Consider the following 15873-nt stretch of genomic DNA (forward strand, 5'->3'; position numbering starts at 1 on the left):
CAATAGCGGACGGGCCGCTTTCCTGGCCAACTCGGACATTCCCGAAACTCGATCCTGAGCAGCCCCCACCGGGTGGTCCGGGTAGATAGTTAGTGCATTGTCGCCTCCGCCGCCATTGCCGGGCGTAGGTGGAGCGAAGCGGAACCGAAGGCTGGCAATGGCGGGGTCGCTGCTGCTGGCGCTGGAGGTCGATAGCCCAGGCTGCTGTGTGGTCGGACAGTGTTATAGTGACGCCGCCACGCCTCGATCAGCACCCTTGCCTCGGCGAGGCTGTAGAAGATCTCGCCGTTGAGCAGCTCGTCGCGAAGCGAACCGTTGAAGCTCTCGTTATAGCCGTTTTCCCATGGCGAGCCCGGCGCGATGTACAGCGTCTTCACGCCGATCTGGCCGAGCCATTTCTGGACCGCGGTAGCGATGAACTCGCTGCCATTGTCCGACCTGATATGCGCGGGCGGCCCCCGGGCGATGAACAGCTCGGCAAGCGCCGCCAGCACGTCTTCGTGTTTCAACTGACGTGCGACGATCAGCGCCAGGCATTCCCTGCTGGCCTCGTCGATGATCGTGAGGATCCGGAACTTGCGCCCGTCGTGCGTTCGCGCTTCGACAAAGTCGTATGCCCAGACATGCCCCGGATACTCCGGCCGCAGCCGGATGCACGAGCCGTCGTTCAACCACAGCCGGCCACGCTTGGGTTGCTTCTGTGGCACCTTCAGCCCCTCACGCCGCCAGATGCGTTCGACACGCTTATGATTCACCGACCACCCCGCGGCATGCAGCAGTGCGGTCACCCGGCGGTAACCGTAGCGTCCATACTGCCCGGCCAGCGCAACGATGTCCTCAGTCAGTGCCTGTTCGTCATCTGCCCCACACGGCACTTTGCGCTGCGTCGACCGATGCTGCCCGAGCACGCGACACACCCGTCGCTCGGATACGTCCAGCACCTCTTTCACTTGGTCAATGCAGCGTCGGCGCCGCGCGGGGCTTAGAAGTTTCCCCCGTGCCGCCTCCTGCAGGATCAGCTTGTCCAGTGTCAGGTCGGAGATCGCACGCCGCAGCCGCAGGTTCTCCTTCTCCAAATCCTTCATCCGACGAGCCTGATCCGTCTTCAGGCCACCATATTCCTTGCGCCAGCGGTAATAGGTTTGCTCGCTGACCGCGATCCGCCGACACGCCTCGGCGGTCGTCCCGCCCTGGCCCAGGACGATTTCAACTTCACGCAGCTTCCCGATGATCTCTTCCGGCTTATGCTTTTTCGCAGGCAGTCGTCGTCCCTTCCTTGATCCAGACTCTCATAGTCGTTGGACCGCTCAGAAGGGGGCAGCTCAATCCCAATCGCGACGCTCAACGACGCGCTGACGAGGCATTAGACCCGATGACTGCTGGAAGCCTTTGCGGCTCTGAGATGTTGGCGATGGAGTTGTCAGCAACGGAGGCGAGTCATGACGGATATGACGAAGTATGTCGGGCTGGATGTGCATAAGGCGACCATCGCGGTCGCGGTTGCCGAGGGCGAACGCGGGGGCGAGGTCCGCTTTTTCGGCACCATAGCCAACGATGATGATGAGGTTAGAAAGTTGGTCAAGCGACTGGCAGCACCAGGCGTTACGCTGAGCTTCTGCTACGAGGCTGGGCCTTGCGGCTACGGGTTGCAACGGTTGCTGATCAAGCTCGGACAGCCGTGCATCGTGATCGCACCGTCGATGATGCCGAGACGGCCCGGCGACCATGTGAAGACGGACCGGCGAGATGCGATGACGTTGGCGCGGCTGTTGCGGGCTGGGGAACTGACGGCAATCTGGGTGCCGGATGAGGCACATGAGGCGGTGCGCGACCTAATCCGCGCCCGGCGTAGTGCGCAGGAAGATGCGACCGCAGCCAAACAGACTGTTCGCAGCTTCCTCCTTCGGCACGATCGTCGTTTCGAAGGACGGTCTGCATGGACGAAGATGTATTGGCGATGGCTATCCGAACAGCGCTTTGATTATCCGCATCAGCAGCTGGCATTTGAGGAGCTTCAGAAGCGGGTGCTGGAGGCACAGGCCCGCGTCGTCCGCCTCGAGTCCGCGCTCGGCGAGGCGGTAGCGTCGTGGCATTTCGCGCCGTTGGTGCGCGGACTTCAAGCCCTGCGTGGCATCCAGCTGGTCAGCGCTGCCACGCTGGTGGCTGAAATCGGCGACCTCACTCGCTTTGATAATCCCAAGCAGCTGATGGCGTATGTCGGCCTCGTGCCGTCCGAGCATTCCAGTGGCGCGCGCGCGCATCGCGGCCGTATCACCCGAGCTGGGAACGCGCAGGCACGCACCACGCTCGTGGAAGCGGGCTGGTCGTACCGGCTGCCGGCGCGCGAGGAGCGGCGCTACCGTGAACGCGTCGCGGATCTGCCTGAGGACGTTCAAGCGATCGGCTGGAAAGCGCAGGTGCGACTGTGTCAGCGTTTCCGTCGCTTGTCGGCGACCGGCAAGCCGCAGCCGAAGGTGACAACCGCGATCGCGCGCGAATTGGTCGGCTATGCTTGGGATATCGCACGCCGGATGGCACCTGCGATGGCAAACTGATTTCGCCTGTGGCGACAGTAAGAGGAGGCGCCAGCTCACCAGCTGCATAGCCTTGGCCGGCGTGCCGCGGGCACCCGACTGTGATGGGCAATCCACGGTGTACGGTGGGGCAGGTTCGTCCGATGCCCGAGCTTAGACGGAGGATAGGCCCAGCGACGGATACGGGTAGTGCGGTGACCAATCCGCGGATGAGAGCTTGATCAATCGTCGTCGATCAGGAGTCCGCGGCACACCCGCCAAGGTTCAAACAGTCGCTGGCGTTGACGTCAGCGGAGGAGTAAACTCGGCCAGCGTCTCAGATGGCAGTCATGAGAGCGTATATGTGGGTCCGCTTTATGTGACGCACCCATGGAGCTGCTGCGGTGCAGTTTGATAGGGTGCCGTATGGTCTTTCTTGGCTAGGGCTCCAGGCAGACCGACGGGCAATTAGAGCCAAATTTTTTAGACGTTTGTTTTCGGCGCAAATCGGACCGGCCAGCGTAGGAACGCTGAGGGTATACCCAAAAATACCGTTACTATATTGATCAATGTCACAATTTGTAGCGGAGCGGGGGAGGGGGCTGTCGAGAGTACATGCCGACGTGGACTGTGGATCGGCGTCGAGTTGGGACTCTGCCTGCGATTCGGCTTGATATTTGTGACGACTGCAAAATAAAAAGATATCAGTTGGATACTGGTGGCGCCGATCGGACCCTTGCGCCCCGCATCTTCGGCTTTATTGCATTGCTTTGCTAAAAGTTCGGCGGGTTCCGCTTGGGCGCCGATGTACACGCCGAGCGCTGGGAAGCCCCCATCGCATCATCCGAGCCCTAGATGGTTGCCTCATACATCAGGCGAAGGACGCGTCGTAGCGCTAACCTCGGATTATAAGGCAGGCTTTTAGTCGTCAACCATAACGCCAGCTGACCTGCCCCCCGTCAGTCCCTCGATCATAACGAGAGTCTTGCGGTTAAATACGATGGCCCCTGCGCCTGCACAAGCGCGTCGGGCGTGATGCTCTCGTCCTGCTCGAACGCCCGACGCGCTTGTGCAGGCGTTCGATTTCCCAACGACGAGTGGGGCCGGACATTGTTGTAATCATAGCGCCAGATGGCCAGCTTCCGGCGGGCATCGGCCAGGCTGTCGAACAACTCCTCGTTGAGCAGTTCATCGCGCAGCGATCCGTTGAAGGACTCGATGAACCCATTCTGCTGGGGCTTGCCCGGATCGATGTAATGCCACTCGACCTTGTTCTTGCCAGCCCATTCCAGGATCGCCCGACTGGTGAACTCGGTTCCGTAGCACATTGGGAAGCGCCGGTTCGGGAGCCGCTATGGCCCTGATGGAGACAAGGCCGCGTAGCGGCCGCAGGGTTCATCAGGGCAAGCCATGGCCGGCCAGCGGGTGTCTAAAGTGAAGTTGTCGAGACAACACTTTGGAGGCCGACCGACCATGACCAAGCTCACCCCTACGCCTGCTGGCGCCGTGCTGGTAGCCATCGACATGTCCAAGAACCGGCAGGAAGTCCTGATCGAGCGACCGGAAGGCGGCCGGCGCCGGCGGCTGTCCGTCATGGCAACCAAGAAGGACTATGACGACTTCGCCGAACAGCTCGCTGCCATCGGCCGTCCCATCGTCGTCGGGTTCGAGGCGACGGGTAATTACCATCGCACGCTGGCACATCGGCTGCTGACGGCAGGGTTCGAGCTGCGCCTCATCTCGTCGGTCGCGCTCGCCAGACGCGCGAGGCGCTGCACAATGGCTGGGACAAGAACGACCCCAAGGACGCGCAGGTCATCCTGCACATGCTGCGGATCGGGGCGACGCAGCGTTATGTCGATCCGCTGGCGGCCGGGATCAACGACCTGCAGGAACTGTCGAAGACCCACGAAACGATCTCCAAGGCCAAGACGCAAACCTGGCATCGGATCCTCACCCACTATTTGCCGCTCTACTTCCCTGAGATCGCCCGCTTCGCCGGCAACAGCAGATCCGACTGGTTTTTTGCGCTCATCGAGCGGTTCCCCACTCCTGCCAGCATCACCGCGCTCGACGCCGAGACATTCTCGGCCGTGGCCTGGCCTCTCATCGGCCGCAAGGTTTCCAAAGCGCGTCTTATCAATGACATATACGAAAACGGCCTGCGCTTCGGTGGCTCTGCCAGTCCCGGAGGATTCGGCAGCAATCACCATGTTCCGTATGGTCATTGCGCAGGGGCGCAGTCTCATCCAGCAGCGTGACGAGATAGAGCGGCTTGCCCATGCCAGGCTGGCCGAGCATGTCGATTACCAGCTGCTGCGCAAGATTCCCGGCATCGGCCCGATCAACGCGCTGACCATCCTGGCGGAAGCCGGTGATCTGCGCCGGTTCAATCATCATCGCCAATTTCTGAAATTCTGCGGCCTCGATCTCGCGACGTGTCAGTCAGGCACGTTCCGTGGCCGGACAAAGCTGTCCAAGTACGGCAACGCACGATTGCGCCGGACTTTCTGGATGGCTGCTCAAGTTGCCGCGCGTCAGCGCGACAATAGCTTCCGCGATAAGCTCGGACGATATGTCGCCGGGCACGCGGACGATGCCGACCGTCGCCGCAAGGCGATGACGGCGCTCACCGCCAAGATGGCGCGCGTGGCTCACGCCGTCATCAAGACGGGGGACAGAGTACCCGGCCGTTCCTCGAACGGTCGGATGCCAGGTGGAAGGACCCCTCTCTGATGTGCCGTGAGGGCGCGAGAGCGACCCTGTAGATAATGTTCGGGCCTTCCACCTGGGTGCGTATCTCGTCTTAAGGATGGTGAGGACCACGGCCGCCTCGGCGCCGCTGGATCCTGTGTTTGCTATGGCAGGGAGCGATCCCGTTGACGGTGGGAGCCATCTGGCTCAGAATGCATGCCGCGCCGATGGTTGTCGGCGCATGGATATCTGCTGGCTGAAACCCGCCGCTGCTTCCCAACATAGGACGTTGTCCGACCTTATATGCGCTGGCGGACCTCGCGCGATGAACAGCTCGGCAAGCGCCGCCAGCACGTCCTCGTGTTTCAACTGACGTGCGACGATCAGCGCCAGGCATTCCCTGCTGGCCTCGTCGATGATCGTGAGGATCCGGAACTTGCGCCCGTCGTGTGTTCGCGCTTCGACAAAGTCGTATGCCCAGACATGCCCCGGATACTCCGGCCGCAGCCGGATGCATGAGCCGTCGTTCAACCACAGTCGGCCACGTTTAGGTTGCTTCTGTGGCACCTTCAGCCCCTCACGACGCCAGATGCGTTCGACACGCTTGTCGTCTAATTGGTCAAGCTGTTTGCCAAGGTGCTCGTAGTCGATCTGCTTTGCGCATCGTTGTCGTCTTCGAGGTCAGGACGGGTCCAGCCTCAGCATGGCGCCAGATCGCCGGCCTCTCGATGTGGTTCCCGTGTTCCAGATGGTCACGAAGCGGGTCACGAGATGGCCGTGGCCGCACCCTGGCGGGGCAGCAGCTCGGAAAGCTGATATCAGGCCATTGCAGTTATCTTCGGCTCAAAGCCCCGCCCGTCAATCCACATCCGGTGCAGTATCACTGCCAGCTTGCGGGCCAGTGCAACGCGCGCCTTCCAAAAGCCTGATCTCCGGCCGACGGCGGCACCCCAGTCCTTCAACGCCACGCCTGCGAGGTCCGTGACAGCATGACATTAGCCGCTTCGAACAGCAGTTTGCGGGTGAGGCGATCTCCGCACTTGGAAATGCGGCCGTTGATGTCGACCTCGCCCGACTGGTAGCGACGCGGGGTAAGACCAAGATAGGCGCCGACATCCTGCGAGCGTCGGAACCGGTGAGGATCCTCGATGGTGGTCATGAAGCTGACGGCCGTCAGCGGACCGACACCGGGCATCGTCATCATCAAGCGGCAGGCGCCACTCTGCCGGGCAACCCGGCCGAGCTGTTTGGCAATGGCATGCTGTCGCTCCCGCAACGTTCCCAGCATCGCCAGCAGGCTCTCGAACAGAGCAGCGACGACCGGATCGTCCGGCAACGTCGCCCGGACCTGACGCTCGAAGGTGCCACCCTTGCCAGGTCCGACCAGAATGCCGAACGTCTTCGCCAGGCCGCGTATCTTGTTGATAAGAGCGGTGCTCATGCCGACCAGCTGGTCTCGGGTAATCAGAAGCGCACGCAAACGGTGCGTCTCCATCGAGCGAACAGCGACCGGCCGGTACCAGCCCGAGCGGACCAGCCTTGCCAGCCCGAAAGCGTCGTTGCGGTCCGTCTTGTTCATCTGCAGCTTCAGCGCTGCCGCAGCATGCCTGGCATGAAGGCACACGACCGGCAGCTCCCGCTCGTTCAACGCATGCCACAGCCACACCGTCATCGGGCCTGTCTCGATACCGATTTTCACGCTCCGGCTGCCCTCCGCTCCAGCACGGCCGCAATGGCATCCGGATCCGTTCGCGACTTACCGTCCCATATGCGATCGCCCGTTTCGTCCACGACGCAGATCGCGGTTTCCTTCATCGACACGTCTAGGCCAACATAACAGGTCATCTTCCGTCCTCCTTCAGGGGACGACAGGCTATCTTAGGAAGCACCGCTCCCCATTACGCCATGTGGTTCACCGACCACCCAGCCGCATGCAACAGCGCGGTCACCCGACGATAACCGTAGCGCCCATATTTCCCGGCCAGCACGATGATGTCCTCGGTCAGCGCTTGTTCGTCATCTGCCCCGCACGGCACTTTACGCTGCGTCGACCGGTGCTGACCGAGTACGCGGCACACCCGCCGCTCGGATACGTCCAGCACCTCTTTTACCTGGTCAATGCAGCGTCGGCGCCGCGCGGGGCTCAGAAGTTTCCCCGTGCCGCCTCCTGCAGGATCAGCTTGTCCAGCGTCAGATCGGAGATCGCACGCCGCAGCCGCAGGTTCTCCTTCTCCAGATCTTTCATCCGTCGAGCCTGATCTGTCTTCAGACCACCATATTCCTTGCGCCAGCGGTAGTAGGTCTGCTCGCTGACCGCGATCCGCCGGCAGGCCTCGGCGGTCGTCCCACCCTGGCCCAGCACGATTTCAACTTCACGCAGCTTCCCGATGATCTCCTCGGGCTTGTGCTTCTTGGCAGGCATTCGTCGTCCCTTCTTTGATCCAGACTCTCATAGTCGATGGACCACTCAGAAGGGGGCAGCTCATTAGTCCCCCTGTAGGCAGGCGGGAGCTTTCCAGATGCTCTCGACCATGGATAAGATTTAGCTGCGTCACGAGCATAACATAGATCATAAATTTTTTACGAGCGCCTTGCCCATTATCCGGAAACGCCAAAGTTTTAATTGTTTTGAGTGACCGGATGTAAAATTCTGCCGCGGCTTGTTCGCGCGAAGTCTGTCCCTGATTTGGGATTATGCTCTAGGTGGCTTATCAGGACCGAACTCGCCGAAGCGGACGGTACGGCAAAATATCCAAAATCTGTTTGCGACGTCCTGAGGATTTCAAAAGCCTTCGCCGCTCGAAACTCTGACAGGCTCGACGCCAACGTCACAGAGCCTATATCCGAAGGAGGCACAGGGGGTAGTCGCAGCCGATGTTAAGTCACGAGCAGATGATCGAACGTCAACGCGTTCTTGCCAGGTTCGGCGAGCTTGCCTTGCGCAGTGAAGACCTGCACGAAATTTTGACCGAGGCCTGTCGGCTGGTCGCCGACGCACTTGGGGCCGACCTAGCCAAAATAATGGAGGTCGAACCCGAAGCCCAAGAGCTGTTTGTTCGCGCGGGCGTCGGTTGGAACGACGGCATCGTCGGCGTAGTCCGGTTGCCTATGCAGGAACGATCGTCGGAAACCTGTGCGATCGAGGTCGGGGAGCCGGTGATTACCCCCGACATCGCCAAAGAAAAGCGGTTTGTGTTTCCCGATTTTTTGATCGAGCACGGCGTTAAGGCGATCGTAAACGTGCCTATTTTCACACCCGGTCCAGGCCCCGCTTACGGCTTGCTTCAGGTCGACAATCGCGAGCCTCGCGAGTTTGATGAACAGGATACCGAGTTCCTCCGTACCTATGCTTCGATCCTGGGACCGGTGATCGATCGGCTGCACAAGGTCCATGACCTAAGAGCCGCACTCACGAAAAACGAGGGATTGCTGAAAGAGTTACAGCATCGGATCAAGAACAACATCGGCGTCATCACCGGTATCGTCTGGATGCGGTCGCGGGCGACAGAATCAGAGGAGGCGCGCCACGAGCTACAGGCGGTCGCGGAGCGTATCGAGACGCTTCGGCTCGTTCATGAGCAGCTTTACGCCGCTGGCACCGTCGACCGCTTACCGCTGCGGCCTTACCTGACGATTCTGGTCGAAAGTCTGGCAAGCCTGTACGATACGCAGTCGGGTGCTGTCCGCCTGAATATCGATGTCGATGACGTGGAGCTTGCCCCCGAAGTCGCAGCACCGCTCGGCCTGATATTGAACGAGTTCACAACCAACAGAGGCTGTTGAAAAAGTCGCTTCGGCTTGGAAGGGGCGTTGGTCCGAGCAATATTCTTCTCGTATCGCGTCAACCATCGCAACTCCTGGTGTAAAGCCGCTATCCGTAAGCAATCATATTACGCGCGACGTGGCTGCGCTGCCGGCTCGCCGAGTTTTTCAACAGTCTCAACAGTTTGAAATACGCATTCGATGGCAAGGGCGGCGAGATCGCCGTTCGTGTGAAGACACGGGCCGACGGCGGATTACGGGTTACTCTATCGGACGATGGGAAAGGTCTGCCTGCTAAGCCGCGCACTTTCCAACCAGGTTCGGGCACGGGAATGAAGCTGATCGAGGGATTGGCGCGCCAGGTGGGCTCGAAAGCAACGTGGTCCGGGTCGAACGGCACGATGTTGGAGTTGGAATTCGCTGGCCGCTGACGCTTGGGATCGCGACAAGTTTGGGAACGTGACACGCTACCTACCGTTGATCCGCGATGGAGCCGTCTCACCATCCACCGGTCGTCCTGATCGTCGAAGACGAGCTTTTTATCAGGATGATGGCCACCGATATCTTTTTGGACATAGGGTTCGTGGTTTATGAAGCGGCGTGCGCCGACGATGCGTTGCATTTTCTCGCGGCCCATCCCGGTATCAACCTCCTCTTCACCGACATCGACATGCCCGGCACGATGAACGGCTTGGCCTTGGCGGCGCTTGCTCACGAGAAATGGCCCAATACTGCACTGATCGTGACATCGGGAGGGCAGTGGCTCGGCAACGAAATCATTCCCGATGGCGGAGTTTTCTTACCCAAGCCCTATCGGTCTGACGAGCTCGAACGTGTTGTGCGCGCAAAGCTAGGCGCACTCGATAATCGTATCTGCTCACCCCCTTGCGGCGGTAACACAGGCGGCGTGACACGGGCTGCATAGTCCGAGGTTGGGTGGGGCTGCCGGATTTTGCTTGCGCCGTTGCGCGCTTGCTGATTCAGAATCCTCATGAACGTCGAAGCCGTCCGAGCGCTTTCGCATGATGAGCTGGTCGCGCTGGTGCTGGCGCAGGCGGAAGTTATTTCGCTTCAGGCCGCGCGAATTGCGGAGTTAAGCGCCCTGGTAGAGACTCAGGCGGCATCCATCACGCGCCTTGAGAGGCGTGTGGCCGAGCTGGAGGACAAGCTGGGCAAGCCGCCGAAGACGCCGGACAATTCCTCGATACCGCCGAGCGCCGGACAAAAGCCAAACCTGCCCGAGCGCCAGCGCAAAGACCGCAAGGGTCGCCCCGGTGTCACCCGCGCGCTGGCTGCCGATCCCGACCAGGTGGTCGAGGCCCTTGCCACGCAGTGCCCGAACTGCGCCGCGGCGTTGAGCCAGGACGACCAGCGCAAGGTTCATGCCTATGATCATATCGAGATCCCGCCGATCAAGCCGGTGACGACGCGCGTCCATCTGCATAGCGGAGTATGCCCGTGTTGCGAGGCCACCTTCACTGCACCTGTACCCGAAGGGATGGAGCCGGGCTCACCCTTTGGCCCCGGCATCCAGGCACTGCTGATCCATCTCCACGTCACGCAAGCGATCAGCTTCGAGCGTCTCAAGGAGATCATGAAGACGGTCTTCGGTCTCGACATCAGCGAAGGTGCGGTCGCCAATATCCTCCAGCGCGCGCTCAAGCCGATGCTGGAGGCGGTCGAGGAGATCGGCGAGGAAGTCCGCCGGGCCGAGGTGATCGCTTCCGACGAGACGTCGGCACGGGTCTGCGGGCGCAAGCACTGGCAGTGGGTCATGCACACCACTACCGCGATCTATCACATCATCGCCGACACCCGCGCCGCGCGGATCATCACCGACTTCCTGGGCGGGGCCAGGCCCAAGGTCTGGGTAGCGGACCGCTACGGTGCGCAGAACGGCCATGGCGAGCAGCGCCAGGTCTGCCTGGCGCACCTGCTACGCGACGCACAATATGCCATCGACAGCGGCGACATGATGTTCGCACCGGGCTTCAAGGCTTTGCTCAAGCGGGCCTGCAACATCGGCAAACGACGAGACCGGCTCAAGAATACAACGCTTGCCCAGTATCTCGCCCGGCTGGAGCGACAACTGACCGGCCTGATGAAGCTCGCAGTACCGCACAAGCAGGGGCAAAAGCTCATGCGCGCGATCAAGAGGTGCCGCACCGACCTGTTCGTGTTCATGACCCGGCGCGACGTGCCCTACACCAACAACGGCTCGGAACGCGCGCTGCGCATGTCGGTGATCTTCCGCAAGGTAACCGGTTGCTTCCGCTCGACCTGGGGCTCGCAGTTCTACGCTGCCACAGTCTCCGTGATCGCCACAGCAAAGCTACACGGCAAGACCGCCCTCCAAGCGATCGTAGACGTCATCTCACAGCGTCGTGCGCCGACCCTCGCCGCATAGGGGGTGAGCAGATACCGATAATCTCGCGGAGGAATGAAGAGCTAAACTACGACGCATCACCATTCAGATTTCAAATGTCAGTCCTGGACCATGCCAACGGGCTAACGCGAACAAATCGGTTCGGAAAGATCATCTTAGGGTCTAATATCAACGATATCTCCAAAACGAACCGTATGCAGCACCTTACCTGCATCATCGGCAATCTCAATCCGGTGGCTAGTATGGACTGTCTTGCCATTCTGAATATGCTCCGCGATCAACGCACGCGCGCCCCGAACGGCTTCAGACATAACGGTTTCAAGATCAGCGCGCTCGATGCCCTCTTCATCAATAGCGACAACATTATTGTACACGTTCATATAGAAATGCGGCATTTGTCATTCTCCGGCAAAACTATTTATCGTGCGCTTCCTGGCTCCGCCATAATGTGAGTTAGATGTTTGGTCTCAGCGATTGATGGTGCAACAACCACGAGTCAGTGGCAAGAAGCGCTATGACGGGCGATTCCGACTGGGGTCGAAATGACACCCTAAGCGCTGGCGTCCTTGGGCCAGAGGTATTCGCCAGTGAGGAGGATATGCGCCCATCCGAGCGGTGAGATATGGGCGAGAAGGTGATCGGGCGTATCGAGCCCTTCTCGGCGTCGGGCTTCGACGGCATGGCCGAGATGCAGCGTATTCCAGTAGACGATGATGGCGGTGAGCAGGTTAAGTCCCGCGATCCGGTAGTGCTGGCCCTCGGTGGTGCGGTCGCGGATCTCGCCCTGGCGGCCGATGCGCAGGGCGTTCTTCAATGCATGGTGCGCTTCGCCCTTGTTGAGGCCGACCTGCGTACGGCGCTGCATGCCGGCATCGAGGATCCATTCGATGATGAACAGCGTCCGCTCAATCCGGCCGACCTCGCGCAATGCGGCCGCCAAATCGTTCTGGCGCGGATAGGCGGCGAGCTTGCGCAGGATGCGGCTCGGCGCGACCTGCCCCGCGCTCATGGTGGCCGCGCAGCGGAACAGGTCGGGCCAGTTGGATACGATCAGCGCGTCGCGCGCCTTCCCGCCCACCAGCGGCCGTAGCTCGCTTGGTGTGGCGACGGGATCGAACACGTAGAGCCGTTTGGACGGCAGGTCGCGGATGCGCAGCACCAGGCGGTAGCCGAGCATGGCGCTGATCCCGAACAGATGGTCGGTGAACCCGCCGGTGTCGGCGTACTGCTCCTCGATCCGACGCCCGGCCTCGTTCATCGTCAGCCCGTCCAGCAGATACGGTGCTTCGCTGACGGTCGCGGGGATGGTCCGCGACGCGAACGGCGCGAAGCGGTCGTGACGTGGGTATAGGCCTTGATACCGGGATCATTGCCGTAGCGGGCGTGACCGTGTTCATCGCCTTGCCCTGCCGCGCGGCCGGGTAGAACTGGCCATCGGCCGATGCGGTGGTGCCCATCCCCCAGACCCGCGCCATCGGCAGCGCTCCTTGCGCGGCGACCACGTTGGCCAGCGCCTGCTCGATCGCTTCGCTTTCGATGTGCCAGTGCGCGAGGCGGGAGAGTTGCCAGTAATCGTGGGTGTTGCACGCCTCGGCCATCTTGCGCAGTCCCAGGTTCAGCCCCTCGGCGAGCAGGACGTTGAGCAGGCCGATCCGGTCGCCACACGGTACGCCGGTGCGCAGATGGGTGAAGGCGTCTGTAAACCCGAGTGCGGCGTCCACTTCGAGCAGCAGGTCGGTGATGCGGACGGGCGGCAGGCGACGATACAGGTCGAGCACCAGGTCATCGATTCCGTCCGGCGCATCGGCGGTCAGGCGATCGATGCGCAACGTGCCGCCCTCGATGCTGCCTTTCGGGATCGTGCCGTTGCGCGCGGCGCGACCGAGCCGGGCGAGCCCATCGGTAAGTCGCGCCTTGCGGTCGGCGAGCCAGACATGCGGGTCGGCCGGAATCGCCAGCTTCGCGGCGCGCGCGACCGCCATCGGCACGAGGACGTCGCGGAGGTCGCCGTAACGATGCGAGCGGTCGAGCCAAATGTCGCCCGAGCGCAGCGCGTCGCGCAGGTAGAACATGACCGCCACTTCCCGGAGACGCGCATCATCGTCGCCCTTCGCCCGCAACTGACGCCGCCATTTGGAACGCGGGCGAGGAAATCGTCGATCGCGGGAAGTGCGCCCTTGGTGGCGATGGCGATCGCCGCGTCCAGCAAGGACCGGGCGACCGGCGCGGCTTCGAGGTCGAGGCAGCGCAGCATGCGCGGGGCATAGCGCCGGAAGCGATGATAGCCCTGATCAACATGGGCCAGCGGATCGTCGCCAAGCGTATCAGTCAGCGTCCTGGCCGTAGCGACGAGGCGGGTGAGATGCTCCCATCCCGCTGCACGCCCGACCGCATCCTCCAGCGACGCGCCGTCGCCATGCGCTTCGAGTAGCGACTGGCCGAGCGCAGTGAAGCGGCTAAGCGTCGCAGTGACCCCACCTCTGGTTTCCGCGGCGCGTGCGTCATGCAACTGTTTTGCCTCGCGCCAGGTGCGCCCGACGATCCGGTCATGCGTCTCGATCACCGCATCGGCAGTCGCAGCGGCCCATTCGATGCCGCAGACCGCCAGGATAGCGTGGCGTCGATCGGTACTCAGGTCGCGCAGACCATCGGCGAAGTAGCGCTCTCCCTGCCGGCGCAACCGGGCGATACGATGTGGCGGGACGCCGGCGAGTAGGCTCGCGTCGAGGTTCATTGCGCGCAGGAACTCCAACCGGTCGAGCAGCCGGTTCGCCGCGGCGGAATTATTGCCCGGTTCAATCCGGCGCAGCCAGATGAAGCGGCTGATCGTCCCCGGCAGCATTTCGGTCGTCAGCCGGTCGAGCCGGGTGCAGGCGACAGGATCAAGGCGCGTGGCGATGCGCTTCTCGATACCGCGCTCGGCCGCGACCAGCGCGTCGGCGCACAGCCGCTCGATCGTCGTGATCGCCGGCAGGATGGTCATGGTGAGGGCGTAGCGTGGAAGGTACGCTAAACAACGCTAAGGGAGAACAACCGAGGAACGCTTAGGCGGCGCGGCTGTCCGGCGGAAGATTGAGGGCCTTGCGGCCAGCGGAAGCGGCTGCACGATCCCAAAGGAAATCGCCGGAAAAGGCAATATGCTCCCAGCCAACCGGTGACGTATGGACAAGCAGATCATCGGGGACCGGGACCGCTGCCGATCGCAGATGCTGGGCGGCGTCGTCCATGTAGATCGTGTTCCAATAGACGATCGCCGCGATGACCAGGTTGAGGCCGGATGCCCGATATTGTTGAGCTTCATGGCTGCGGTCGATGATGCGGCCCTGGCGGAAGGTGTAGATCGCCTGCGTCAGGGCATGGCGCTGCTCGCTGTTGTTGAGGCCGGCATGGCATCGCCGGCGCAGATCGGGATTTTCGAGCCAGTCCAGCATGAACAGAGTCCGTTCGATCTTCCCGATTTCCTGTAGTGCGACGTCGAGCTGGTTCTGCCGTTCGTAGGCGGCGAGCTTTCGCAGCATGACCGACGGCGCGACGTGGCCAGCCTTGATCGACCCTACGAGGCGCAGTACGTCGTCCCATTGTTCATTGATGATGTCGGTGCGGATACGCTTGCCCAACAACGGGGCGATGGACGGATAGGCCGAAACCGGCGCGATCGGCGCAAGCCGCCTGTCCGGAAAGTCGCGCAGGCGCGGGCAGAAGCGAAATCCCAGCATCGCGCACAGGGCGAAGACATGGTCGGTCGCCCCGCCGGTGTCGGTGTAATGCTCGACGATCCTGAGATCGGTGCCATGGCTGGTGAGGCCGTCGAGGACATAGGGCGCTTCATGCGTGGCGGCCGAGATCACATTGACGTGGTAGGGCCCGCGCTGATCGGAAACATGGGTGTAGAAGCTGAAGCCATGATCGACGCCATAGCGGGCGTTGATGTCGCCGCCCGATGCGCCGCGCTTCGCGCCCCTGAAGAACTGACCATCGGAACTGGACGTTGTGCCGTCGCCCCATACCCGCGAGAATGGCAGGCGGTGGTGCGCGTTGATGAGAACGGCGAGCGCCGCGCGGTAGCTCTCGTCGCGGATATAGGCGTCATGGGTCCACAGGAGTTGATCGCGCGTGACTCCCTGGCTCGCGGCGGCCATGCGCGACAGGCCGAGATTGGTGGCGTCGGCGAGGATGGTGGCGAGCAGCGCATTTTCATTGGGACATGGCTCGCCGGTGCGCAGGTTGGTGAACGCCGAAAGAAAGCCAGTTTCCTGCGCCACCTCATGTAGCAGTTCGGTGATACGGATGCGTGGCATCATCGCATCGAGCCGGTCGGCCAGCGCTTCGGCGTCGGGCGTTGCGATCGTGCGAACGGGGGATATCTGGAGGCGGTCGTCGCGGTATCGCACACCCTCCAAAGCGTCGCGCTTCAGGCGCTGGGCGAATTTCTTCAGCCGCCAGTCCAGTTCGCGCCCCCGCTGTTCGAGCCATTCGCTGGCTGTAGGGGGCAGGCCAAGAGGGGGCATCGCAGAATCT

9 protein-coding genes and 6 pseudogenes are annotated in these 15873 nt (G+C 61.8%); 6 read left to right on the plus strand and 9 right to left on the minus strand.

Features of this window, described 5'->3' with window-relative positions; translation table 11 throughout:
* Positions 1-89: 89 nt before the first annotated feature.
* Positions 90-1262 carry an IS3 family transposase gene (locus tag NI18_RS21575; RefSeq protein ID WP_084215414.1) on the minus strand — a complete coding sequence of 391 codons (1173 nt, stop codon included), beginning with the start codon at positions 1260-1262 and terminating at the stop codon, positions 90-92.
* A gap of 177 nt (positions 1263-1439) precedes the next feature.
* Here NI18_RS21575 and NI18_RS21580 point away from each other — a divergent pair, with 177 nt between their 5' ends.
* Positions 1440-2555, plus strand: coding sequence for an IS110 family transposase (locus tag NI18_RS21580; RefSeq protein ID WP_037533431.1), 1116 nt, complete (start codon positions 1440-1442; stop codon positions 2553-2555).
* 929 nt (positions 2556-3484) lie between these two features.
* Here the strand turns inward: NI18_RS21580 and NI18_RS21585 are convergent.
* Positions 3485-3832, minus strand: a pseudogene (locus tag NI18_RS21585) (integrase core domain-containing protein); the annotation flags it as partial.
* Between the two features lie 154 nt (positions 3833-3986).
* Here NI18_RS21585 and NI18_RS21590 point away from each other — a divergent pair.
* Positions 3987-5249, plus strand: a pseudogene (locus NI18_RS21590) (IS110 family transposase).
* Positions 5250-5495: 246 nt separating this feature from the next.
* Here the strand turns inward: NI18_RS21590 and NI18_RS21595 are convergent.
* From NI18_RS21595 to NI18_RS23975, 4 genes and pseudogenes are all read right to left on the minus strand, one after another.
* A pseudogene (locus NI18_RS21595) lies at positions 5496-5822 on the minus strand (DDE-type integrase/transposase/recombinase); the annotation flags it as partial.
* Between the two features lie 343 nt (positions 5823-6165).
* Entirely contained in the window at positions 6166-6879 is a 714-nt protein-coding gene (locus tag NI18_RS21600) for an IS110 family transposase (protein ID WP_306286598.1), read from the minus strand.
* 23 nt (positions 6880-6902) lie between these two features.
* Positions 6903-7052 carry a hypothetical protein gene (locus tag NI18_RS27640; RefSeq protein ID WP_306286599.1) on the minus strand — a complete coding sequence of 50 codons (150 nt, stop codon included), beginning with the start codon at positions 7050-7052 and terminating at the stop codon, positions 6903-6905.
* Positions 7053-7117: 65 nt separating this feature from the next.
* Positions 7118-7629 (minus strand): annotated as a pseudogene (locus tag NI18_RS23975) (transposase); the annotation flags it as partial.
* Between the two features lie 470 nt (positions 7630-8099).
* On the opposite strand from NI18_RS23975, the gene NI18_RS25380 reads away from it, so the two are divergent.
* The 4 genes from NI18_RS25380 (at position 8100) to NI18_RS21620 (ending at position 11376) form a co-directional block, all read left to right on the plus strand.
* The gene (locus NI18_RS25380; protein ID WP_037533434.1) at positions 8100-8990 is read left to right on the plus strand and encodes a histidine kinase dimerization/phosphoacceptor domain -containing protein; all 891 of its coding nucleotides are present in this window, start codon (positions 8100-8102) and stop codon (positions 8988-8990) included.
* 164 nt (positions 8991-9154) lie between these two features.
* On the plus strand, positions 9155-9400 hold the full coding sequence (locus NI18_RS26035; protein WP_128082383.1) for an ATP-binding protein: 246 nt from the start codon (positions 9155-9157) through the stop codon (positions 9398-9400).
* A gap of 56 nt (positions 9401-9456) precedes the next feature.
* On the plus strand, positions 9457-9894 hold the full coding sequence (locus NI18_RS21615; protein ID WP_084215422.1) for a response regulator: 438 nt from the start codon (positions 9457-9459) through the stop codon (positions 9892-9894).
* A gap of 117 nt (positions 9895-10011) precedes the next feature.
* A complete protein-coding gene (locus tag NI18_RS21620) occupies positions 10012-11376 on the plus strand; it encodes an IS66 family transposase (protein WP_157840599.1) in 1365 nt (454 codons plus the stop codon).
* Positions 11377-11510: 134 nt separating this feature from the next.
* On the opposite strand, the gene NI18_RS24865 is transcribed toward NI18_RS21620, so the two are convergent.
* The 3 genes and pseudogenes from NI18_RS24865 to NI18_RS21635 all read right to left on the minus strand — a co-directional run.
* Complete coding sequence (locus NI18_RS24865; RefSeq protein ID WP_128082384.1) at positions 11511-11750, minus strand: hypothetical protein; 240 nt, start codon at positions 11748-11750, stop codon at positions 11511-11513.
* Between the two features lie 155 nt (positions 11751-11905).
* Positions 11906-14341, minus strand: a pseudogene (locus NI18_RS21630) (Tn3 family transposase); the annotation flags it as partial.
* A gap of 58 nt (positions 14342-14399) precedes the next feature.
* Positions 14400-15854: pseudogene (locus tag NI18_RS21635) on the minus strand (Tn3 family transposase); the annotation flags it as partial.
* Between the last annotated feature and the right edge of the window lie 19 nt (positions 15855-15873).

Source organism: Sphingomonas sp. Ant20, assembly GCF_000783375.1.
Lineage (GTDB): Bacteria > Pseudomonadota > Alphaproteobacteria > Sphingomonadales > Sphingomonadaceae > Sphingomonas > Sphingomonas aerolata.